The organism is Rhizobium sp. Leaf311, assembly GCF_001423445.1.
In the GTDB taxonomy this organism is placed as follows: domain Bacteria; phylum Pseudomonadota; class Alphaproteobacteria; order Rhizobiales; family Rhizobiaceae; genus Agrobacterium.
In genome coordinates this window covers 591,278-614,469 of sequence record NZ_LMNZ01000004.1, presented here as the reverse complement: position 1 = coordinate 614,469, position 23,192 = coordinate 591,278, and the positions used below count along the sequence as shown (strand labels likewise).

Here is a 23,192-nt window from a genome sequence, read left to right as displayed (position 1 = left end):
GCTATTTTACCAGCTGCGGCAGTTCGGCAATCAACGCATCGCGCGTGGCAAAGCTGATCGGCTCTTCGCTCTTCCAGTCGTTGATGTTCAGCTTGGCGAAAACCACCTGACGATCGCCCTTCTGCGCCCAACCGAAAAACCAGCCAAGCCAGACGTCGCCGTCATATTTTCCATCCTTGGTCCGCATACGCCCGGACCCGGTCTTGCCCTGCACCTGCCAGCCCTCGGCTGCGGTGAACTTCGGCATGATCGCCATGGTTTTATCAGAGGCGGACTGGGAGACGGGAAGTTTGCCGGTGAGGAAACGGCGCAGAAACGCGACCTGTTGATCGCCGGAAATCTTCAATGACGACATCAGCCAGGATTCCGTCAGCCCGTCCGAGCGCCCTTTTATGCCGCGCACATCGGCGTTGCCATAATCGAACCGGCGCACATAATCGGCAAACTTTTCCTTGCCCAGCCTTCGGGTAATTTCCTGCGAATACCAGACGATAGATTCCTTTTCCCAAATCGTCGGATCGACAGACATCTGCTCGCGTTTCGGTCTTTTCCACTCGGGCCTGTAGTCCCAGCGCGGCGTGGTCTCGTTGGTAAGAATACCCGCATCATAACCGATGATGGCCAAAGGCAGCTTGAAGGTGGACTGGGGCGCAAAGGCCTTGTCGCAGCTGCCCTGCCGATGCAGGACGTCACCGCTCTTGACATCGAGAACGACCGTGCATTGCACCGTCTGCGCGGCAACTGCCTGCAAGCCTCCGACACAAGCCGTTGTAATGAATGATAAAAGAACGACACCAATACGCCGCTTGTTTGCCATGGACATGTCTCCATCCGATTGTGATGGCTTACTTCTAGTCCGCGCTGTTACACGGGTACAAATGATGATATCTGGCTGCTGACATGAATTAAACTTGGTCATAGCATGGTCCGCCCACATCTCCCGCTCAACGCCCTGCGCGCTTTTGAAGCGGCTGCACGCCATCTGAGCTTCACCCGCGCCGCGATTGAGCTGTGCGTCACGCAGACTGCGATCAGCCATCAGGTCAAACTGCTGGAGCAGCGGCTTGGCGTCGAGCTTTTCCGTCGCCTGCCGCGCGGCCTGATGATTACGGAAGACGGCCTAGCGCTGTTGCCCACCCTGCAGGACTCCTTCGACCGCATGGCCGATATGTTGCAGCGTTTCGAGGACGGGCATGTGCGTGATGTTCTGACCCTCGGCTCCGTCGGCACCTTTGCGGTGGGCTGGCTGCTGCCGCGTCTCAGCGCCTTTCAGGAGCGATATCCCTTCATCGAGGTGCGGCTTTCCACGAACAACAACAGGGTCGATATTGCCGCCGAAGGTCTGGATTACGCCATACGTTTCGGCAACGGCGCCTGGCACGATACGGAAGCGGAAGAATTGTTCGAGGCTCCGCATTCGGCGCTCTGCGTGCCTGCGATTGCCAGCCAGCTTCATTCCCCGCAGGACGTGGCGGCACGGCCGCTTCTGCGCTCCTACCGTATGGATGAGTGGCAGGAATGGTTCGAGGCTGCCGGTGTGACGCCTCCCAAGATCAAGGGCATCGTCTTCGATTCCTCCGTGCTGATGACTGAGGCCGCCTTGCAGGGGGCAGGCATTGCGCTCGCGCCACCGCTGATGTTCAGCCGCCAGCTTTCGTCCGGCGCGTTGGAGCAGCCCTTTCCAGTCTATGTGTCCAAAGGGTGCTACTGGCTGACCCGTCTCAAATCCCGGACGGTAACCCCGGCAATGGCGACGTTTTCGCAGTGGCTGCAGGAAGAAGCGGCGCAGATGCGGGCCGGGCAAGCGACAAAAAACTGAGCCACCCGGCTTGCCATGGACCGGTCATCATGCAATGACCCGCGCTCTTCAAAAATAACCGATGCCACAGGCATCCAGACTGAAGGGCAGAGCGCGCCCCGGGCGCGATTCCACCTGCCCAGGAACCAAGGACCATTGCAATGTCACGGACACTCGGCCTCGATTTCGGCACGACCAATACGGTCATGGCACTCTCCGACAGCGGGACCGACAGCCACTCCATGCGCTTTACCAGCAGCGCCGGAACCGCAGACAGTATGCGCACGGCGCTCTCCTTCATGAAAGACAGCAGCCTTGGTGCCGCCGCCCTTCATGTTGAGGCGGGCCACGCCGCCATCCAGCAGTTCATCGATAATCCCGGCGACTGTCGCTTCCTGCAGTCCATCAAGACATTTGCCGCATCGCCGCTGTTTCAGGGCACGCTGGTCTTTGCCAAGCGTCAGAGCTTCGAGGACCTGATGGAAGTCTTCCTGCGCAAGCTGAAATCCTATGCCGGCGATGAGTGGCGCGATGAGATTTCCACCGTCATTGCCGGTCGTCCCGTACGCTTTGCCGGCGGCAACCCGGACGAGGCGCTGGCGCTTGCCCGTTACAACGAGGCCCTCACCCGTGCGGGCTTTCCTGAAATTCATTATGTGTATGAGCCGGTCGCTGCCGCCTATTACTTTGCCCAGAGCCTGAAAAAGGACGCCAATGTTCTGGTCGCCGATTTCGGCGGCGGCACCACCGACTACTCGCTGATCCGCTTCGAAAGCCACGCCGGAAAGCTGACCGCCACCCCCATCGGCCATTCGGGTGTGGGCGTTGCGGGCGACCATTTCGACTTCCGCATGATCGACAACCTCGTGTCGCCGGAAATCGGCAAGGGCAGCAAGTTCAAAAGCTTCGACAAGGTGCTGGACGTACCCGCAGGCTACTACGTCAATTTCGGGCGCTGGAACCAGCTCTCCATCTTCAAGACCACCAAGGAGTTCTCGGATCTGAAATCGCTGGTGCGCTCAGCGCTTGAGCCGGAAAAGCTGGAAATGTTTGTCGAACTTGTCGAGCATGACGAAGGCTATCCGCTCTATCAGGCCATTTCGGCAACCAAGATGGCTCTGTCCTCACAGGAGGAAGCGGAGTTCAACTTCTCTCCGCTCGGCAAGGCTGGCAAAAAGACCGTCAAGCGCAGCGATTTCAACAGCTGGATCAGCGACGATCTCGCCAAGATCGAAGGCGCGCTCGATGAAGTGCTGGAAAAGACCCAGACCGCACCCGACGCCATCGACAAGGTGTTCCTGACGGGCGGCACCTCTTTCGTGCCTGCCGTGCGTGAGCTTTTCACCCGGCGGTTCGATGCGGACAGGATCGAGAGCGGCGGCGAGTTGCTGTCGATTGCCCACGGCTTGGCCATGATTGGCGAAAGCGGCGATATTGAGCGCTGGACAGCGTGATATCAGGGGTTTCGCGGGACCGGCAGTTGAGGTAGTTTTCAGCCCATGATCTCGGCCCAAGACCTTTCCCCGGCAGAACTGGCGGCGCTTCTGCATTTTCATGCGGATGCGGGCGTCGACTGGCTGCTGGAAGACACGGCCATTGATCGCTTTGCGGAATTTGCAGCCTCGCGCACAGCAAGCCCGGCAGCAAGGGACGCTCGCCCGGCGCAGCAAAGGGAAAACCAGTCCTCTGCTGCAGCGAATGCTCAAGGCGGCGTCTCGCGTCCTTCGCAGCCTGCCCAGCAGTCGGCTGCTTCACGCGCCGCCGCATCCATGCCCGCACCCGTACAGGCAAATGTGGCCATGCCGGACGAGCAGGCCATTGCCGCTGCCCGCTTTGCCGCAGAAACTGCCCGCTCGCTTGGCGAACTCAAGACTGCACTGGAAAGCTTCAATGGCTGCAATCTGAAGAACAGTGCGCGCCATACCATCTTTGCCGAAGGCGACCCCTCTTCCGGCATCATGGTCATCGGTCCGATGCCAGATGCCGATGACGACCGCGAAGGCTCTCCCTTCGTCGGCAAGACCGGACTGCTGCTGGACCGTATGCTGGCGGCCATCGGTCTTGACCGCGCCAACCTGCTGCTCACGAATGTCGTGCCATGGCGCCCGCCCGGCAACCGCCCGCCATCCACCCCGGAAATGGAAATCTGCCGCCCTTTTATCGAAAGACAGGTCGCTTTAGCAGAGCCGAAAGCACTGTTGCTTTTGGGCAACTTCACTGCGCGTTTTTTCTTTGGCGGCACCGGCACCATACATACGCTGCGCGGACAGTGGCGTGATGTCGCATCTGGCAACGAAACCGTGCCCGCAATTGCCACCTTGCACCCGCAGGAGCTTTTGAACGCTCCGGCCAGTAAGTCGTTGGCATGGCAGGATTTATTAGCATTCCAGAGCCGTATTCGGCAACTGTGAATGCTTCCTTTTTGATCAATGTAAATGATTTATGAAAATAGCCATGCAAATGGCGCATAACAGCGGCGCATTTGCCTTTCTTGCCGAATCCCTGCTGCACTGCAATAAGTCATCTCGTCTTGGGAGGAAAAGGTTTAAGGAACCAAGGCAATGACCACTCGCTTCCGTCCGGTACATTCCGGCTTCGAAACACTCCGGCTTGCAGGCCTCGGCCCGCGCTCCAGCCAGGGTTACCACCGTTTTGGTGTTACGAACGAACAGCTGACCGCTCGCGCGTCCACACAGCAGGTTCGCACCACACGGCCCTCGGCAGTTTTTGCGGATTTCCGCGAACGCTGATTGAAATGCCTCAAGGCCATGCCTTGACCGGCTTTTTAAAGCCCGACGCTTTGCAGCGCCTTTCCCATGGAGAGGCGCTTTTGCGTTTCTGGGGCCTGAGTTTGTAATCAGCGCCGCCTTCCACCCTCCCCGGCTCCCGGCAGATTGGTCAGCTTTTCTGAGAACAAGGGCCAATTGACCCAACGGGCTCATGGACCGTAGTCCATCTCCGCTGTCGCTAGGTCACTTTCGACACTTGTTACTATTGCAAGATCTCTCGGACTGCGCGCTTCAGGCTGAAACGCCTGCCGTCGCGAGCCATGTCCATTTGAACATGCTGTTCTCGCAAACGGCAGGCGAAACGCGATTGGCGTCAAACAGGACGTGACAATCAGGATGCGGTGATCGTTGGATCCCAGGCGAAGTAGCCAAGCACGGTCAGGGCACCGGCGTGGTAATAAAGGACTTCAAACAGCACGCTGTAGTTTTCCGTGCCTGCGGAAACGATGTCAGCCGCGACGTAGAAGTCATATTGAGGCGTTACGACATAGGCATTGGTGCCTGATGGCGGCAGAGGGATACTGCCGAGCGTTGTTCCGGGAACAGGGGTCTGCGGCTGAGCGAGCTTTCCCTCGATGTCAGCGGTAACCTTGGTACCGTTGAGATAGGTTATGTTCATCAGGTTGGCGGAATAGGTGGTGTTGCCCGACTGGGAAAGCATTCGCCAATGGATGGTGTCTTCGACGTCCGCCGAAATGTTGAGGTCACCCGTTGCCTGACCGCTTTTAACATATTGGCTGGCGGCAATCATATAGGCGTAGTTGTGGCCGACCCATGTCGGATTAGCCGGATCCTTGCTGGGATTGGTCGTGTTAAGGACGAGGTTGTTAACATCCACGACGATTTCAATATCAATAACATTACTCATTCTGCGATGGCTCCTTGAGGGCAATATCAACAGGCGAGATAATTATAGGTTGTTTTCTCTTAGTCAATGCAACCTTATGTGGAAGCCAAAAAAAGGCAAGCAGTATGATTACCGGATTATTTCCAGCGCCGATCAGATCGCCTTGGTTTCTGGACTGAAAGTTTTGCGCGTCGGAAACGCTTCGGTTGCGGTGAGCGCGCAGGCTGCTTGGCATGACCGCCCGTCAGCCAGCAGCCAGATCCCACCGGCCATCTCGAAGTCGTCGCGAAAAAGGATTGGCCGGCGAACGCAGATTTGCAGCGGCCGCGTTCGGTTCAACGCGGCCGCGGAAGCATCCGGTCATGCCTGAGCGTCAAGAAATGCATCATTGACGTATTTGAACTTGATGGCCTGCCATTTGCAGTACTCGTCCAGGAAGTCGCGGGAGAACCACATGCCGCTGCGCAGGCTTTCATCATGCCAGCCCATCGTGCCCTGCTCTGCCGCCTTGTTGAGAAGACGCTGGAGATGGGTGCGGGACATCATGAATTCGGTTGCGAGAGCGCGGGCATCGACATAGCCGATATCGATACGATCGCAATCGCCCTCGGCATCCTCTATGCGGCTGATGAATTCGTCCATGACAAGCGCGCCCGCTTCTGTCCAGAGGAACAGACCGATGCGCTCGGGCGGCTCCACCCAGTTTCTGTCGAGAAGGCATTTGCGAGCGGCGCGCGGCTGTGCTTTTGCCAGCAGGTGCGGTTTTGAGAGCAACTCGAGCGCTCGCGAACCGCCATCCAGCCCATCGATCGCGGACAGGTTGGCGACATACCACATCAACATCGCCTGCTCGCTCACGGCGGTCGCCCGATATCGCCGCGGACGCACAGCCGTAGGACCGACTTTCTCGGCATAGCGATAGATTTCCAGCTGATCGAGATAGTTCTGAACCGTGTTGCGGCTGGCGATGCCATTGGCTGTTACAAGTTCGCGAAACTCCGCCACTGTAAACCCGCTTGGACCCGCTTCGAGGTTCAGCGCCATGCCAGCCTGTGTAAGCATCCACTTCTGATGAGCGGAAAGCAGGCGGGCGATGCGAGGGTTTTCATTGAAGGAAACGCGAAGATTGCGCGCAAGCTGGCGGATCGCATCCAGCAGGCGCGGATGCGCAACCAGTTCCGAATATGTAAATGTCATGACCACCCCCACAAAAATGATGGGCATGAATTTGCAGCTTGGCGACGCTTGGCCGCCCGACTATGTTGCAATTGCATACATGAACTGCGCTTCGAGCGTAGCTTTGCGCAAATTGCCATTCCGCGTTTTACCCCAAACACGATGTGCCACCCAGAAATTTGCCTTAAATACCCGTTTCCCTCCATACCACGTTCATTCAGGAATTGAATAATGGTTTGATTAAAATGAAAAAAAATCCATCGGGTTGTAGTCTGGTGGTATTTTAGTCATTTTATGCGTCAACCTTGAGGGGTAGAAGCCTTTTTGGCGGCTTTACGCGCAAGCCCCAGCTGGTGTTCTCTGAAAATGATGAAAATTCCGGCAGAGATGACGATGGCCGTGCCGATCAACATAGTTGTCGTCGGGATGTCGCCAAACAAAATATACGATACGGCGATGCCGAACAGGATTGAGGAATACTCGAACGGCGCGATTGTCGATACTTCCGCGTGGCGATAGCTTTCGGTCAGAAAAATCTGGGCTATGCCTCCGGCAACGCCGCAGGAAATCAGCAGAATGGTTTGATTGAGATCGAGCCACGCCCAGTCAAATGGCAGGCTGACAGCAGACAGCAACGTCCCGGTCAATGAGAAGTACAGCACAATGGTCGGCGTCTTTTCAGTCACCACCAGCTGACGGACCTGCACCATGGCCAGACCGGCCAGCACCGCCCCCAGGAGAACAGAAAGCGCGCCGACCGCTTCACCTGCCGCAAAACCGCCCTCCTGCAACAGCGTCAGCTTCGGCCACAGGATGATGACAACGCCGCTCATGCCCACTAGGACGGCAGACCAGCGGTAGACGCGAACCGACTCGCCCAGAATAAGCGAAGCAAATACCACCGCCATGAGTGGAGAGGCGTAGCCTATCGCGATAAACTCCGGCAGGGGCAGCAATGTCAGCCCGTAAAATCCGCAGATCATCGAGAGGATACCGAGCAGCCCCCTCTTGAAATGTCCGAACACATTGTCGGTGTGAAAGGCGCTTCGAAGATTTCGCAGCCAGGCAAGATAGATGACAATGGGCAGGATGGCGAAGATGGAGCGAAAGAAGCTGATTTCGCCCGCGGGAACATCTGGCCCGACGGCTTTGATGCAGGTCTGCATCACGAGGAAAAAGGCGACGGAAACAAGCTTGAAGCTTATGCCCCGGATGGGGTTATAGGGGGCGGCACTCATAAGAACGAACATTCAACGGTTGCGGCTGTGAACCGGTTTCATTTCCACAGGCCAAGCATGGTCCCGCGCGTCTTTTCTAATAGATAGCAGATCGAAGTCTACCCTTGAACGAACTTTCGACCAGTCCGGCCTCGTGATTGCGCTCACGCAATCATCTGCTAATCTACGGAAATGCGATAGTTTTAGGTAATTGCTTTAAATATAAGCAAGTGACGCATTAAAAAGCGGCGCTGATTTTGCAAACGAAAAATAAATTACAACCTATAACAACCAATTTTTAACCAAATTATATTCTAAATTCTATCATTCAATAGTTCACACAGTCCCAACCTCCCCGTATTTCCGCCAATAATCGCAAACTCCATTTCAGAATTGACGAATCCATGAACCATAATGTGCAGAGAATTGCCGAGAATGACGCTCCACCCGCAACGCCGCGCACAATGCGTGTGGTCACGGACGGCATGTCGACCGATTTGCGACGGTTTAGTATGGACAACAGCCACATCGTCAAACAAATCAGGCTGCTGGCCATCAATGCATTGATCGAAGCGGCAAGAGCGGGTGAAGCGGGCAAGGGCTTTTCTGTTGTCGCGAACGAAGTTCAGCGGCTTGCGCAGATCGCCTCCGATATTTCCTCCACCTTCGAACACACCGTTCTCAGTCGCATCGGCCTCAGCCGCCAGATGGCGGAAGCGCTGGTTGAAGAGATGGAGGGTGTGCGCCTGATGGATATGGCGCAGACGCTGGTGCAGCTTATCGTCAGAAACCTGTTCGAGCGCACCGCAGACGTTCGCTGGTGGGCAACGGACACGGCGCTTTGGCAGGCGCTGGAAAGCAAGGATGATGCCGACATCGCCTTTGCCGCGGAGCGACTTGGCGTGATCAGCCGGTTCTATACGGTCTATATCGATCTTGTCATGACAGATAAGCGTGGCGTCGTGGTCGCTTCTGCCAATCCGCGATACCAGCGCAATCTTGCCGGGCGCAGCATGGCCATCGAGCCCTGGTTTGCGGCGGCCTCGCAATGCCGTAGCGGCGACGAATATGTGGTCGATCAGGTGAAAAGCAGCCCGTTGCACGACAGCAGAGATGTGCTTGTCTACGCAACCGGTATACGTCAGGGCGGCAAGACGGATGGCGCATTGCTCGGCACGCTTGGCGTCTTTTTCGACTGGCAGGAACAGGGACGCTCGATCGTCGAGAAGGAAGCCAATCTTTCGCCATCGGTCGCGGAGCGGACCGTCGTGCTGCTCTTGGACAGCGACCTGCGTGTCATCGCCAGCAGCGACCCATCCCTGCGCTTCACGCAATATCCCCTGAAAAACCCATCGAACGCCATGCGCGGCAGCTATTATGTCGGAAATGCCATCGTCGCGTTTGCCAAGACGTTCGGTTACGAAGATTACGATGGCCTTGGATGGTACGGTGTCGTCATTCAGCAGACAGAAAATGATGAGGCTATCCGCACAAGCCTGGGCCTGAAGGGCTGAGAATGGCGGCGATCAGCGATGTAGCAGGGCGGCTTGTAATAAAATTGCTAACCAATCTACTAGTTTATCGTAATATAATCGCCTGTGGCCCCCACAACTTCAGTAATCGTTCAACATTTAATGGAAAGATGCGTTCTTGCGAGACAAATTCATTGATCCTCATTGAACCGTTTGGTCTGGCGAGGCGATACGCAGGACATCATGTCTTGTGAATTTCACATGAACGTGACTCTCTTTCAATTTTACTTTCAGGGATCATCCGGCATGAAACCTGAATCGTGGCAGACAAGGTTCATTCAGGGATAGTCATGCGAACAGACACGGGCCAGATCGTTCACCTGGCGGATTATCGCCCAACCGATTTCGTTCTCGAACGAGTTGACCTCACATTCGAACTCGATCCTGAGAATACCAAGGTCGAAGCACGGTTGATCTTTCATAGGCGCGAAGGCGCGGACAAGTCGGCCCCGCTGGTTCTGGATGGCGACGAACTGACGCTGTCTGGCCTGTTGCTGGACCAGATTGAAATGTCTACGGCGCAATATGATGCGACGCCGGACAGCCTGACGATCCGCGACCTGCCGGAAGAAACGCCGTTCGAAATCTGCGTGACGAACTACATCAACCCGCAAACCAACACGCAGTTGATGGGGCTTTATCGCACAAACGGCGTCTACTGCACCCAGTGTGAGGCCGAAGGCTTCCGCCGCATCACCTATTTCCCGGATCGCCCTGACGTTCTGGCCCCCTATACCATCACCATCATTGCCGCCAAGGAAGGCAACACCTTCCTTCTGTCGAACGGCAACTTCCTCGGCGGCGGCAATTATGACGAAGGCCGCCACTTCGCCGCCTGGTTCGATCCGCATCCCAAGCCAAGCTATCTCTTTGCGCTCGTGGCTGGCGATCTGGGCCTTGTCGAAGACACCTTCACCACCATGTCGGGCCGCGATGTCGCGCTAAAGATCTATGTCGAGCATGGCAAGGAGCCGCGTGCGGCCTATGCCATGGATGCGCTCAAACGCTCGATGAAATGGGACGAGGAACGCTTCGGCCGCGAATACGACCTCGACATCTTCATGATTGTGGCCGTGTCCGATTTCAACATGGGCGCCATGGAGAACAAGGGCCTCAACGTCTTCAACGACAAATACGTCCTTGCCGATCCTGAAACCGCGACCGATACCGATTATGCCAATATCGAGCGCATCATTGCGCATGAATATTTTCATAACTGGACAGGCAACCGCATCACCTGCCGTGACTGGTTCCAGCTTTGCCTGAAGGAAGGCCTGACCGTATATCGCGATCAGGAGTTTTCCTCCGACATGCGCTCGCGCCCGGTCAAGCGCATCGCTGATGTGCGTCACCTTAAGTCGGAGCAGTTCCCGGAAGATGGCGGTCCGCTGGCGCATCCGCCACGGCCGGATAAATACCGCGAAATCAACAACTTCTATACGACGACGGTCTATGAGAAGGGTGCCGAGATCACAGGCATGATCGCCACCATTCTGGGTGCGCAGGATTTCCGTAAGGGCATGGATCTCTATTTCGAGCGCCACGATGGTGAAGCCTCGACGGTTGAGAATTTCATCAAGTGCTTCGAGGATGCAAGCGGCCGCGATCTCAGCCAGTTCTTCCGCTGGTATGTGCAGGCCGGCACACCGCTCGTCAGCGCCTCCACCACCTATGACGCGGGCTCGTCCACCTTCACGCTGTCGCTGGAACAGACTGTTCCGGCAACGCCAGGGCAAAGTGCCAAGCAGACGCTGCACATTCCCCTCTCCCTCGCTCTCATTCTTGAAAACGGTGAGATTGCCCAGCCTTCCAAGGTTGAAGGCGGCGAGTACAGGGATGGCGTCGTGCATCTGACCGAGCGCAGCCAGACCTTTACCTTTTCCGGCATTTCATCGCGCCCTGTCCTCTCGCTCAACCGCAGTTTCTCGGCTCCCATCAACCTGCACCTCGAGCAATCGGCGCAGGACATGGTGCAGATCGCGCGCCACGATACCGATCTGTTCTCGCGTTGGCAGGCCTTGACGACATTGGCCATGCCAAATCTCGTCAAGGCGACGGACGCGGTTCGAAACGGCAATGACGTCGAATTCGACCCGGCCTTCATCGCAACGCTGATTGAAATTGCAGCGGATGACAGTCTGGAGCCCGCCTTCCGCGCCCAGGCCCTGTCGCTTCCAAGCGAAGCCGATGTTGCCCGCGAAATTGGCGGCAACAACGATCCGGAAGCCATTCACAAGGCCCGCAACGCTGCGATGACGGCAATTGCCAAGGCAGGCATTGAAACCTTCCAGAGGCTGTTCACCAGCTTTGAAGACAAGGGTGCCTATTCGCCGGATGCACAGAGCGCCGGTCGCCGGTCGCTGCGCAACATTGCCATGAGCTATCTGTCCTTTGCGGAACAGACGCCGGAGCGCGCCTCTGCGGCCTTCTCCGCAGCCAGCAACATGACCGATCTTGCCCATGCTCTCAGCGTCTTGACGCAGCGTTTCCCGAATGCTCGCGAAACCGAAGAGGCGCTTTCCAGCTTCGAAAGCCGTTTTGCAGACAATGCACTCGTGCTGGACAAGTGGCTTTCTATTCAGGCGGCAATTCCAGGCAGCGATGCGCTGGCCCGCATCAAGGCATTGATCGGCTCCAAGCACTTCATCGGCACCAATCCGAACCGCGTTCGCTCGCTCATCGGCACATTCGCATTCGGCAATCCGACCGGTTTCAACCGTGCAGATGGCGAAGCCTACCGCTTCCTGGCGGAGCAGATTGTCACAATCGACAAACGCAACCCGCAGCTTGCCGCGCGCATCCTCACATCCATGCGCTCATGGCGGTCGCTGGAGCCTGTTCGGGCCGATCACGCCCGCGCGGCATTGACCACGATCGAGCGGTCTCCTGCCCTCTCGACAGACGTTCGCGACATCGTCGAACGCGTGCTAAAGGCTTGACGTAACGTCAGTTTGGCGGCTTTCTTAAAGGTCGCCAAACCTGTCCCAAAAAAATACGGAGTCGGTTCAAAGGGTTAAAATTCTTTTAACCTCAAGCTCTGGACAAGCCGAATCAGCTTTGATTCACTGGTGTCAGATTCGAGCGGCGGCGCTTCGAATTAACGAGGGACATCAAGGCGGGATAATGACGGACGTGCGGCGGGCGACTGCGGGCGATGAGCGCTCGTATGCCAAATTTGTTGATGTTGCTGCATGGGGCGAGAAGCTTGCTGGGACTCTGATGGCGTTCGCCTCAGCTTTCAGAAGCGGTCTGCAGATTCCACAACTGGAGACGCTGCTCAAGCGCCTCATTCCAATTCTCATTCTGGCTTTTCTCATTGTCGTCGCGGCTTCGCGGATGCTTGGCATCGTCGCTGAGTCCGGGCGCATGGAGGAATCGGCGCGGCAGGCGACGGCGCTTTCTGCCCTTGCTGCCAAGGCATCCTTCAACGGCGCCGAAAGCCTCTTTGCCCTGCAGGATCGTGCTGCGGCAGAAGCGCGTCTGCGCCGGTCCTTCCCGGCGGGCAGCCTCGATGACGACACCCTGCTTCTGGTGGCAGGCATTGATGGCCGCATTTTCGGCGGGCTCGGCAATGATGCCGCAATCTATCTCGGCACATCGCTCACCAATCTTCTTCCTGAGATTGCCATTGTCCGCCGGTTCCCCGGTGCGCCGGGCACCATCGAAACCGACATCGAAGGCACGCCGCACTACGCCACCATGCTGCCACTCGGCACGGAAGGCGGCATGATCATCGCGGCACGGTCGCTGCAGCCGATACGAAGCTTCTGGCGCAGTGAAGTTGCGCTGAACGTGACGCTGTTCACCGGCATTTCCGCAATCCTGCTGGTCATTCTCTATGCCTATTATATGCAGGTAAAGCGCGCGCGCACGGCTGACGAAATCTTCCTTGAATCCAATCTGCGCGTTGAAACGGCACTGTCACGCGGTCGTTGCGGCCTCTGGGATTTCGATCTTTCGACCCGTCGCATGTTCTGGTCCACATCGCTGTATGAAATTCTCGGGCTGCCTCCCAGAACGGAGCCCCTCTCCTTCAGCGACGCCGCCCGCATGATGCATTCGGAAGACGGCAACCTCTATGAACTCGCCCGCTCCGTTGGCTGCGGTGACCTGCGCCAGATCGACCAGATCTTCCGTATGCGCCATGCCCATGGTCACTACGTCTGGCTGCGCGCCCGTGCTCAGGTCATCCACACATCCAATGGCCCACGCGTCATCGGCATCGCGATGGACGTTACCGAGCAGCATCGTCTGGCGCAGCGCTATGCGGAAGCCGATCAACGGCTTGCAGACGCAATTGAAAGCACATCGGAAGCTTTCGTGCTTTGGGACAAGAACGACCGTCTGGTCATGTGCAATGCTCACTTCCAGCAGGCTTACGGATTGCCCGATAGTGTGCTGGTAGCAGGCACGGAACGCTCCGTCGTCAATGCCGCAGCCTGCCGTCCTGTGGTCGAGCGGCGCGTGGCCGATCCGGACCAGTCTGGACTGTCTCGCACAACGGAAGTGCAGCTTGCCGACGCCCGCTGGCTCCAGATCAACGAGAGACGCACCCGTGATGGCGGCCTCGTATCCGTCGGCACCAACATTACCCTTCTGAAACGCCATGAGGAGCGACTACGCGATTCCGAAAAGCGGCTGATGGCAACGATCGGTGACCTGTCTGCTTCGCGTCACAAGCTGGAGCGCCAGAAGACCGAGCTTTCTGCTGCCAACGCCAACTATCAGGCAGAAAAGGAACGGGCGGAAGCAGCCAATACTGCCAAATCGGAATTCCTGGCCAATATGAGCCACGAGCTTCGCACACCGCTCAATGCCATCCTCGGCTTTTCGGAAATCCTGTTGGCTGAGATGTTCGGCCCTGTCGGCTCTCCCAAATACAGCGAATACGCCCGCGATATTCATGACAGCGGCAAGCACCTGCTCAACGTCATCAACGACATTCTCGACATGTCTAAGATTGAAGCGGGCCACATGCGCATCAATCGCGAGAAGGTCGATCTTGCGCCGCTGGTCGAGGAAACGTTACGCCTCACCGCCATTCAGGCCGCGCAGAAGAACATCTCCATCCAGAAGCGTGTCTGCGACGATATGCACATGGCGGTCGACCGTCGTGCCATGAAGCAGATCATGCTCAATCTTCTGTCGAATGCTGTGAAGTTTACCGGAACGGGCGGGCGCGTCGAATTGCGTACCCATGTTCATGAAAAAGGACTGATGCTGACGATCGCAGATACCGGCATCGGCATCCCTTCGACCGCTATCAACAAGATCGGACAGCCCTTCGAGCAGGTTCAGAGCCAGTATGCAAAGAGCCAGGGTGGTTCAGGTCTTGGTCTCGCCATCTCCCGCTCGCTCATCAAGCTGCATGGCGGCACGATGAAAATCCGCTCCTGCGAGGGCAAGGGCACGGTCGTCGCCCTGATGATCCCTCACGCGGAAACCACGGCGGGCTGCGCCTGACAGCATTCAAAATGGCGCGCCCCTCATGAAAACGGGGCGCGCCGCTGTTTGTCAGGGTGCTCTGCGAAGCGTAATGCGCGTCAACTCTGATGGTACCCCCAGGCGCAGCGCAAAGCCCGGCCACAGTGCGGTGCCATTGTTCACATAGAGCAGCATTCCATCCACCTTGTAGAAGCCTGAGACGTAGCCGTTGTTGGCGCGTGCCACCAGCCTGTCCAGACCCCAGACCATACCGCCATGGGTGTGACCGGACAGCTGGAGCGCAATACCCTTTTGCGCGTTGCGCTCAGCCATCATCGGTTGGTGGTCGAGAAGAATGACAGGTGCTCCGGCTGGCGCGCCACTGATGGCGGCGGCAACGTCAGGCGCAGGAAACGCGGTTCTGGTGGAAGACAGGTCGGTCACACCCGCAATGACAAGCTTTTCGCCACCCCGATCAATGACCGTATGGCTGTTTGCCAAGGTGGTCATGTTCAAGCCCTGATAATAGGCCATCCACTCTTCGTAGCCGAAGAAATACTCGTGGTTTCCAGGAATGGTGAAGACGCCGTCCCGCGCTTTCAACTTCGCCAGTGGCGCAATGTCTGATGTCCGCGCCTCCACGCTTCCGTCAATGAGATCGCCTGTGACAACGATGAGATCGGCGTTGAGCGCGTTGGTGCGAGCAACGACCTCATTTGACCAGGAACTGTCAAACAGTCGGCTGATGTGCAGATCCGTCAATTGCACCATCTGATAGCCCTCGAAGGCGGGCGGCAGGCCAGGTATCGCGACATCGATATCCTTGAGCGGCGGAACACGAATTGCCTGGCTGACAGCAAAACCTGCAAGGCCAAGCGCTGCCAGCCCCATTGCATAGCGCAATCCCACCGGCACCGCAGGAAAATGTCCCTTGAACGGCATCAGCAGCAGAGAGACAATATCGAGCGCGATCTGCATCAATGCCAGCAGCAGGATCGTTCCCATCAGCACATTAAAGACGATGACGAGCGGTCGAAGAAACTCCGGCGAAAACACCGATCCAGACGAAATGCGGTTGACCAGATGATACTGCGACGCGACCAGAAGGATTATGGCGATGACGGCCTTGACGGAAAACAGCCAGGGCAGCGGCTGGAGAAATCTGAGGACGACAACCAGCCAGGGAATTCCGAATATGAGATGAAACATGAATGGGCCTTTATGTTTATTGTCTCTACGCACGCACCGCGCCAACGGATCAATCCGCCAACGGCAGGATTGATCCGTCATGTGCTTGCCCTTCAGGAAAAGAGTGCTCGTCCAGCGATTTTAGCGCACGGCTGCAAAAGCCCGTACAGGAAGCGAAGGGTGTTTTGTTGCTATTTACCCACCATCCTTGACCACAGCGGAAAATGCCTTGCGAACCGTTTTCGACAGGCGTTTTACCTCGCCTTCCAGCGTGCTGATATCGGGGCAATCGCCGGCGCGGCAGACGAGGTCGATCAGGCCGGCTGGTGCTTCCTTCGGTTCGAAGTCGCTGTCGATACACAGACGGATGATCTGCGACAGTTCGGTGAAGAGATTGAGTGCGGCCATGCAGTCGTCATAGGTCTGCGGCTCCATCGCACCTGCTGCCACACGCTTCCAGACATCCGCCGTGCTTTCACCGGCGACATGCGGCGGAAGCCCCTTTGCAGGTGCAACCAGCGTCAGATATTGGGCGACAAATTCCAGATCAACGAGACCGCCGGGGATCAGCTTGAAATCCCAGATATTGGCTGGCGGCTTTTCCTCGCCGATCAGTTTGCGCATCTCCGCCACGTCGGTCGAGATTTTTGCCACGTCCCGCTTCTGGGCAAGAACATCTGCGATAATGCGCTCGGCGTCCTTGATCAGGGACGCCTCGCCGCAGATCAGCCTTGCGCGGGAAAGCGCCAGATGTTCCCAGGTCCACGCGTCTTCGCGCTGATACTTCTCGAAGGTCGAGATGCGTGTCGCCACCGGACCCTTGTTGCCGGAGGGGCGAAGGCGCATGTCCACTTCGTAGAGCACGCCCTCGGCGGTTGGTGCTGAGAGAGCGGAAATCAGCCGCTGCGTGATGCGCGTGTAATATCTTAACGCGTCGAGCGGCTTTGCTCCGTCGGATTCGCTCGCCGCATCATCATAGTCATAGAGAACGATCAGATCGACATCGGAGCCCGCCGTCAGCTCGAACGATCCAAGCTTTCCCATGCCCACGACGGCAACGCGGCCACCGGGATATTTTCCGTGGGCTGCTTCCATTTCCGCCAGGACCGCATTGACTGCGGCCTCGATGACGAGGTCCGCAAGGTGCGTGAAGGCTCGTGCGGCCACCTCCCCTCGGATGGCGCCGGTCAACAGCCGTACGCCGATAAGAAAACGTTGTTCGGCGGCGAAGATCCGCAAGCGGTCGAGAATGTCCTCATAGTGTCGTGCCGGGCTGAGGAAACCGTGCATCCGCTGGGACAGATAGTCTCGCGTCGGAATTTCCGTCATGAGCGCCGGATCAAGCATACCGTCGAAGACATGCGGACGCGCGGCGATGATGTCAGCCAGACGTGGCGCCGACGACATGATCGTGACCAGCAGCGAAAGCAAAAGCGGATTGTTGCCCAGAAGCGAGAAAAGCTGGATGCCGGCGGGCAGACCGGACAGAAAATTATCGAAGCGCAACAGCGCCTCATCGGCCCGCTTGCTTTCGCCGAATGCCTTGAGAAGATCGGGCGTCAGTTCGGTCAGCCGCTCCCGCGCCTCGGCGGATTGCGTTGCCCGGTAGCGCCCATTGTGCCATGTGCGGATGACGCCCGACATGGATTCGGGCCTTTCGAAGCCAAGCCGCGCCAACGTCTTTAGCGTATCGGGATCGTCTTTCTGGCCGGTAAAGACCAGGTTTCCACTCTCGCCGGACAGCTTTGTCTCCTGCTCGAAGAGCGCGGAATATTTGCGCTCCACCAGGCGCAGCACCTCTTCCAGCTTTTCGGAAAATGCCTTGGTGTCGGCAAAGCCCAGCATGAAGGCGATGCGCTTCAGTTCCGCCTCGGTATCGGGCAGAATATGCGTCTGCTCGTCGCGCACCATCTGGATGCGATGTTCAACCTCACGCAAAAACCAGTAGGCTTCCGTCAGCTTGTCGCGGGTGCTGGCATCGATCCACTTGGCCTCCGTCAGCGCCGCCAACGCCTCCTGGGTGGAGCGTACCCGCAGCGGCGCCATGCGCCCGCCAGCTATCAACTGCTGCGTCTGCGCAAAAAACTCGATCTCGCGAATACCGCCACGACCAAGTTTGACGTTGTGCCCCTTCACTGCAATGGCACCATGGCCTTTGTGGGCGTGGATCTGTCGCTTGATGGAATGGATATCGGCGATCGCCGCATAGTCGAGATATTTGCGGAAGACGAAGGGTGTGAGTTCGCGCAGGAAATTATTGCCAGCCTTGATGTCACCTGCCACCGGTCGCGCCTTGATATAGGCGGCTCGCTCCCAGTTCTGGCCCCTGCCCTCATAATAGGTCAGGGCCGCTTCGACGGGAATGGCAAGGGGCGTCGAACCGGGGTCGGGACGCAGGCGCAGGTCGGTGCGGAACACGTAGCCATCGGCGGTGCGCTCCTGCATGATGCGGATCAGCTTTCTCATCATGCGCCCGAAGGTTTCCAGCGCATCCAGAGGATCGGCCACGATTTCCGCAGATGGCTCGAAGAACACGACAGCATCGATATCGGATGAGTAATTCAGCTCCTGAGCACCGAGTTTGCCCATGCCTAGCACGATGAGGCCGGAGCCTTCGCTGGGCGTTTCCATGGATTTCAGCGTCAGCTTTCCGCTCTGGTGGCTGGAGACCAGCAGGTGGTCGATTGCCGCGGCGAGACTGGCATCGGCCATGTCGCTCAGCCAACGGGTTGTGTCGCGCGCCACGAATATCCGCCCCAGATCGGCCAGCGCGGCAATGAAGGACAGTCGTCGCTTGGCGGTCCTCAGACGCGTCATCACCTCTGCCTCGGATGGATAAGAGCCCCCATCGTCCGGGCGCCAGCTGTCACGCGCGTCCTTCACCCGGGCGGCGAGCGTTTCGTCAATAGGGCGAGAGATTGCCAGCGTCAGCAGCCCCTCATCGGCGACAGCTGAATCCCGCAAATAGGGAGACAGCGTGAAGGCCTGGGCTATGAAATCCTTCAACGGTCTTTCGCTGGCAAGAAGATCAGCAACGGCAGGTTCGTTCCTCCCTATGTCCTTCAAGGTGGAGAGAACGGATTTCAGTTCCGTCTGGGTAAAGGCGCGGATTACGCCCGGCTGAACCTGGTCCAGTTGTCTTTCGGCAGTCGTTGCCTCGTTCACCGTCTCTCTCCCTATACGCTGAATGCTTTTTCCTCACGGAATCAGCCTCATTGTTTTTGGGTACGACCTTACGGTGTAGAGATCGGAAAAACCATCGAAACAGTCAGCCCCGGGGCTTCGCTGTTGTCGGGGTTGGTGTCTGAAAGGCGCAGAGAACCGCCATGCAGTTCCATCACCGCTTCCACCAGCGAAAGGCCAAGCCCCGTGCCGGGCTTGGAACGACTTTCATCCAGCCGGACAAAACGCTTGATGACCTCCGCACGCTTGTCCGCCGGTATGCCCGGCCCGTCATCCGCCACAGACAAGACGATGCTGCCATCCTGCCGGGCAAGCCGCACGGCAAGCGTCTTGCCGCCGCCGTGGCCGTCGGCATATTTGATGGCGTTATCGATGAGATTGGTCAGCGCCTGGCCGATCAGTTCGCGGTTGCCCTGCACGATCAGGCCGGGGGTGATATCCGCGGTCAGCGTCAGACCCTCTTCATCGGCCACCGGTTCGTAAAGCTCGGCACTGTCTTCGGCAATTGCCGACACATCAACATCAGTCATCTCGGCGGCGATGGAGCCTGCTTCGACGCGGGAGATCATCAGCAAGGCGTTGAAGGTGCGGATCAGCTGGTCCGATTCGGCGATAATGCCCTCGAGTGCGGCACGGCGCTTGTTCTCGTCACGGTCCTCCAGCGCGTCCGCTGCCTTATTGCGCAGGCGCGTCAGCGGGGTCTTGAGGTCATGGGCAATATTGTCGGAAACCTGCCGCAATCCCTCATTCAGCTTCTCGATACGCCCCAGCATGGCGTTGAGCGAGCCAGAGAGCCGGTCGAATTCATCGCCGGAGCGCCCTTGCGGTAGGCGCTGCGAGAGGTCGCCCGCCATGATCTTCTTTGTCGCATCAGACATGCGGTCGATCCGCTTGAGCGCATTACGGCCGATGGCAAACCAGATCAGGACAGCACCGCTGCCCATGATGGCAAGTGCCACCATCAAGGCGTTTCGCACCAGCAGACGGAATTTCGTCGGCTCGCCCAGATCGCGGCCGACCAGAATTCTCAGGCCATTGTCGAGAACGAAGATATTTGCGGTGGCGAGATGTTTGACGCTATCGCCATTTTCCGAATACCGCTCGTAGCGGAAGGGAAACTCGGTCCAGCCCTCATTATCGAACACACCGGGCTGCACGGAGGCCACGTTGCCCGCCAGTATCTCGCCATTCGGCCCGGCAATCACATAAAGACTTGCACCTGGTTGACGGGCGCGGCGTTCCATCATCCGCAAAAGCGGGTTGATGCCGCCGCGATTGTAAACGCGCTGCACATCGTTGACCTCCTGCTGAACGGCGTCGCGCGTCTGCTGGTTCAGCAAACCCTCTGAAAGGGCGGTAACGTAAAACACCAGAAAGGCAGCGCAGAGCGCAAACAGCAGGATGTAAAGCGCCGAAAGGCGCACCGCTGTCGAGCCGAACAGAAGACGCAGACGTGCCATGAGGCGGAGTTACCCCTCATCCTTCATCATGTAGCCCGCACCACGAATGGTTTTCAGCAAGGGCTTGTCGAAGTCCTTCTCGATCTTGGAGCGAAGGCGCGACACATGCACGTCGATCACATTGGTCTGCGGGTCAAAGTGATAGTCCCAGACATTCTCGAGAAGCATGGTGCGCGTCACCACCTGCCCGGCATTCTTCATCAGATATTCCAGAAGTCGAAACTCGCGGGGCTGCAGCAATATTTCCTTGCCGCCACGGCGCACGTCGTGTGAAAGCCGATCCAGCTCCAGATCTCCAACGCGGTAGATCATGTCCTGCTCGGGCTTGCCCTTGCGGCGGCCCAGCACTTCGATACGGGCCAGCAATTCGCTGAAGGCATAGGGCTTGGGAAGATAGTCGTCGCCGCCCGCCCGCAGTCCGGTCACGCGGTCATCCACCTGGCCCAGCGCAGACAGGATGAGAACCGGCGTCTCGATCCCGCGCCTGCGCAATTCGCTGATGACGGAAAGCCCATCGCGACGGGGCAACATGCGGTCAATGACCATCACGTCATAGGCATTTTCGACGCCCATGAACAGGCCGCTTTCGCCATCGCTGGCGTGGTCGGCCACAATGCCCGCTTCCCGGAATGCCTTGGTCATATAGGCGGCGGCTTCCAGATCGTCTTCGATAACAAGAATCTTCATGTGCGGGACAATAGCGTTCTCCGCGTCAACCACACAACCGGAAACAGATGCGCAAACCGGTTCCTTTGCCTTGTTTTCCATGGTGTTTCTCCGAAGATGGTGAAGGGGCGTAGCCGTCGTCATCGCAACAGCCGCAACGGGACGGCACTGGTCCGCATCGCATATGGAGAAAGGCGGGAAGAGGTCTGGCCCCTTCCCGCCTCCAGAACCTATCAGCCCTGGTCGATATCCAGAGCGATGAAGCGGCTGCCATCCTCCGTCTGGATCTGGAACAGCGCCTTGGAGCGACCGTCCTTCTTGGCCTGTTCGAGGATCTTCTCGACATCGCCAGCAGAGGCGACCTGCTGGTTGTTGACCGAGGTGATCCGCTCACCGACCTTGAGGCCACGTGCCGCAGCATCCGAGTCAGGGTCGACATCGGTTACCGAAAGACCGGCGCCGTCCTCAGCGGGTGCGACCGAAAGGCCGAGGCTCGAAAGCACCTTTTCGCTGGATGACTGACCGCCACGGTCGTCATTCTGCGTTGCCGTCGCCTTGGAGGCATCGTCACTGGCGAGGTCGCCCAGCGTCACGGTGACAGACTGAGACTTGCCGGAGCGCCACAGCGAAAGCTCGACCTTGCTGTTGGGCGCAAGCGAACCGATGCGGCGCGAAAGATCGCGGGCATCCTTGATCGGGTCGCCGTTCAGCGCGGTGATGATGTCACCCTGCTTGATACCGGCCTTGTCGCCCGGAGAGCCTGCCTGCGGGGCAACCACCAGCGCGCCGCTTGCTTCGGAAAGACCGAGCGACTCGGCAATATCCTTGCTGACGGGCTGAATCTGCACGCCCAGCCAGCCGCGCTCAACCTTGCCGTCCTTGATCAGATCCTGCACCACATCCTTGGCAACGGAAGCAGGGATCGCAAAGGCGATGCCGACATTGCCGCCGGATGGCGAGAAGATCGCAGTGTTGATGCCGATGACTTCGCCATTGAGGTTGAAGGCTGGACCACCCGAATTGCCACGGTTTACCGCAGCATCGATCTGCAGGTAGTCATCGTACGGGCCGGAGCCGATATCGCGACCACGGGCAGAAATGATGCCTGATGTCACCGTACCGCCAAGGCCGAAGGGGTTGCCCACGGCCACGACCCAGTCACCGACGCGGATCTTGCTGTCATCGGCAAACTGCACATAGGTAAACTTGCGGTTCACATCCACCTTCAGCACGGCAAGATCGGTGCGGCGGTCACGGCCAACCAGTTTGGCGTCCAGTTCCGTGCCGTCGTTCATCACGACCGTATAGGCAGAACCGTCATCGACGACGTGATTGTTGGTAACGATATAGCCGTCTTCAGAGATGAAGAAGCCTGAGCCCTGAGCGGTCGGGCGCAATGGGCCCTTGCCGTCGCGGTGGCGGTTCGGGCCACGGTCGGCGCGCTTGTCCTCACCGGCACCCGGTCCGCCAAACTCCTTGAAGAAGCGCTTGAGCGGATGATCGTCAGGCAGCTGGTCGAGACCACGTCCGCCGAAGTTGAACGAGAAGTTGCTGTTGTCATCGGAAGCGGGCTGCACGTTGGACTGTACGCGCACCGAAACAACGGCAGGAGAGACAGCATCGACCACATTGGCAAAGCTTGGCACCTGTGGCGCGGTCACTTCAACCGGCGCTGCAAAAGAATGAGCGATCGGGCCTGCCACACCGGTCGTCAGCATTAGGGCCGCAAGGCCACCAACGGCGGAAGACTTGAGGATGGTCTTCAACGAGGAACGTCCGTTTTGTGAATTAGACATGGAATTTACCTTCTTTCTTCATTCAGACTGTAGCCCCGTTCATCCGGGGAAGCGGCGTATGAGAAGAGATATAGGTGGCTTCACCTTACAGCGAAGTGTCTGGCGAATGAAAAATC

Annotated in this window: 16 protein-coding genes; 7 read left to right on the top strand and 9 right to left on the bottom strand. The window is 57.9% G+C overall.

What is annotated here, in order from left to right; all coding sequences use genetic code 11:
- Position 1 precedes the first annotated feature (1 nt).
- Positions 2–817, bottom strand: coding sequence for a class D beta-lactamase (gene blaOXA / locus ASF69_RS08735; protein WP_062586896.1), 816 nt, complete (start codon positions 815–817; stop codon positions 2–4).
- A 105-nt stretch (positions 818–922) separates the two neighbouring features.
- Between blaOXA and ASF69_RS08730 the strand changes: the two genes are divergently transcribed.
- From ASF69_RS08730 to ASF69_RS08715, 4 genes are all read left to right on the top strand, one after another.
- Positions 923–1,819: a LysR family transcriptional regulator gene (locus ASF69_RS08730; RefSeq protein WP_062586895.1), complete on the top strand. Its 897-nt coding sequence runs from the start codon at positions 923–925 to the stop codon at positions 1,817–1,819.
- 140 nt (positions 1,820–1,959) lie between these two features.
- On the top strand, positions 1,960–3,252 hold the full coding sequence (locus tag ASF69_RS08725) for an Hsp70 family protein (RefSeq protein WP_062586894.1): 1,293 nt from the start codon (positions 1,960–1,962) through the stop codon (positions 3,250–3,252).
- 45 nt (positions 3,253–3,297) lie between these two features.
- Positions 3,298–4,209 carry a uracil-DNA glycosylase gene (locus ASF69_RS08720; RefSeq protein ID WP_062586893.1) on the top strand — a complete coding sequence of 304 codons (912 nt, stop codon included), beginning with the start codon at positions 3,298–3,300 and terminating at the stop codon, positions 4,207–4,209.
- Positions 4,210–4,359: 150 nt separating this feature from the next.
- Positions 4,360–4,548 (top strand): hypothetical protein, encoded by a 189-nt coding sequence (locus ASF69_RS08715; protein ID WP_062586892.1) that lies wholly within the window; start codon positions 4,360–4,362, stop codon positions 4,546–4,548.
- A 370-nt stretch (positions 4,549–4,918) separates the two neighbouring features.
- On the opposite strand, the gene ASF69_RS08710 is transcribed toward ASF69_RS08715, so the two are convergent.
- The 3 genes from ASF69_RS08710 to ASF69_RS08695 form a co-directional block, all read right to left on the bottom strand.
- On the bottom strand, positions 4,919–5,455 hold the full coding sequence (locus tag ASF69_RS08710; RefSeq protein WP_062586891.1) for an AidA/PixA family protein: 537 nt from the start codon (positions 5,453–5,455) through the stop codon (positions 4,919–4,921).
- A gap of 339 nt (positions 5,456–5,794) precedes the next feature.
- Positions 5,795–6,631, bottom strand: a complete 837-nt coding sequence (locus ASF69_RS08700) for a hypothetical protein (RefSeq protein ID WP_062587243.1) — start codon at positions 6,629–6,631, stop codon at positions 5,795–5,797.
- A 278-nt stretch (positions 6,632–6,909) separates the two neighbouring features.
- Positions 6,910–7,848, bottom strand: a complete 939-nt coding sequence (locus ASF69_RS08695) for a DMT family transporter (protein WP_062587242.1) — start codon at positions 7,846–7,848, stop codon at positions 6,910–6,912.
- Between the two features lie 383 nt (positions 7,849–8,231).
- Here ASF69_RS08695 and ASF69_RS08690 point away from each other — a divergent pair, with 383 nt between their 5' ends.
- The 3 genes from ASF69_RS08690 to ASF69_RS08680 all read left to right on the top strand — a co-directional run bounded on the left by ASF69_RS08690 (position 8,232) and on the right by ASF69_RS08680 (position 14,822).
- A complete protein-coding gene (locus ASF69_RS08690) occupies positions 8,232–9,341 on the top strand; it encodes a methyl-accepting chemotaxis protein (RefSeq protein WP_062586889.1) in 1,110 nt (369 codons plus the stop codon).
- Between the two features lie 308 nt (positions 9,342–9,649).
- Positions 9,650–12,298, top strand: coding sequence for an aminopeptidase N (gene pepN, locus ASF69_RS08685; RefSeq protein WP_062586888.1), 2,649 nt, complete (start codon positions 9,650–9,652; stop codon positions 12,296–12,298).
- Between the two features lie 184 nt (positions 12,299–12,482).
- Positions 12,483–14,822, top strand: a complete 2,340-nt coding sequence (locus tag ASF69_RS08680; protein ID WP_062586887.1) for a PAS domain-containing sensor histidine kinase — start codon at positions 12,483–12,485, stop codon at positions 14,820–14,822.
- A 51-nt stretch (positions 14,823–14,873) separates the two neighbouring features.
- On the opposite strand, the gene ASF69_RS08675 is transcribed toward ASF69_RS08680, so the two are convergent.
- From ASF69_RS08675 to ASF69_RS08655, 5 genes are all read right to left on the bottom strand, one after another.
- Positions 14,874–15,992, bottom strand: a complete 1,119-nt coding sequence (locus ASF69_RS08675; RefSeq protein ID WP_062586886.1) for a metallophosphoesterase — start codon at positions 15,990–15,992, stop codon at positions 14,874–14,876.
- Between the two features lie 174 nt (positions 15,993–16,166).
- Positions 16,167–19,136 (bottom strand): bifunctional [glutamine synthetase] adenylyltransferase/[glutamine synthetase]-adenylyl-L-tyrosine phosphorylase, encoded by a 2,970-nt coding sequence (locus ASF69_RS08670; RefSeq protein WP_062586885.1) that lies wholly within the window; start codon positions 19,134–19,136, stop codon positions 16,167–16,169.
- A gap of 68 nt (positions 19,137–19,204) precedes the next feature.
- Complete coding sequence (locus tag ASF69_RS08665) at positions 19,205–20,614, bottom strand: ATP-binding protein (RefSeq protein ID WP_062586884.1); 1,410 nt, start codon at positions 20,612–20,614, stop codon at positions 19,205–19,207.
- Between the two features lie 9 nt (positions 20,615–20,623).
- Positions 20,624–21,382, bottom strand: coding sequence for a response regulator transcription factor (locus ASF69_RS08660; protein WP_112961176.1), 759 nt, complete (start codon positions 21,380–21,382; stop codon positions 20,624–20,626).
- A gap of 131 nt (positions 21,383–21,513) precedes the next feature.
- Positions 21,514–23,076 (bottom strand): Do family serine endopeptidase, encoded by a 1,563-nt coding sequence (locus ASF69_RS08655; RefSeq protein ID WP_062586883.1) that lies wholly within the window; start codon positions 23,074–23,076, stop codon positions 21,514–21,516.
- Positions 23,077–23,192 lie beyond the last annotated feature (116 nt).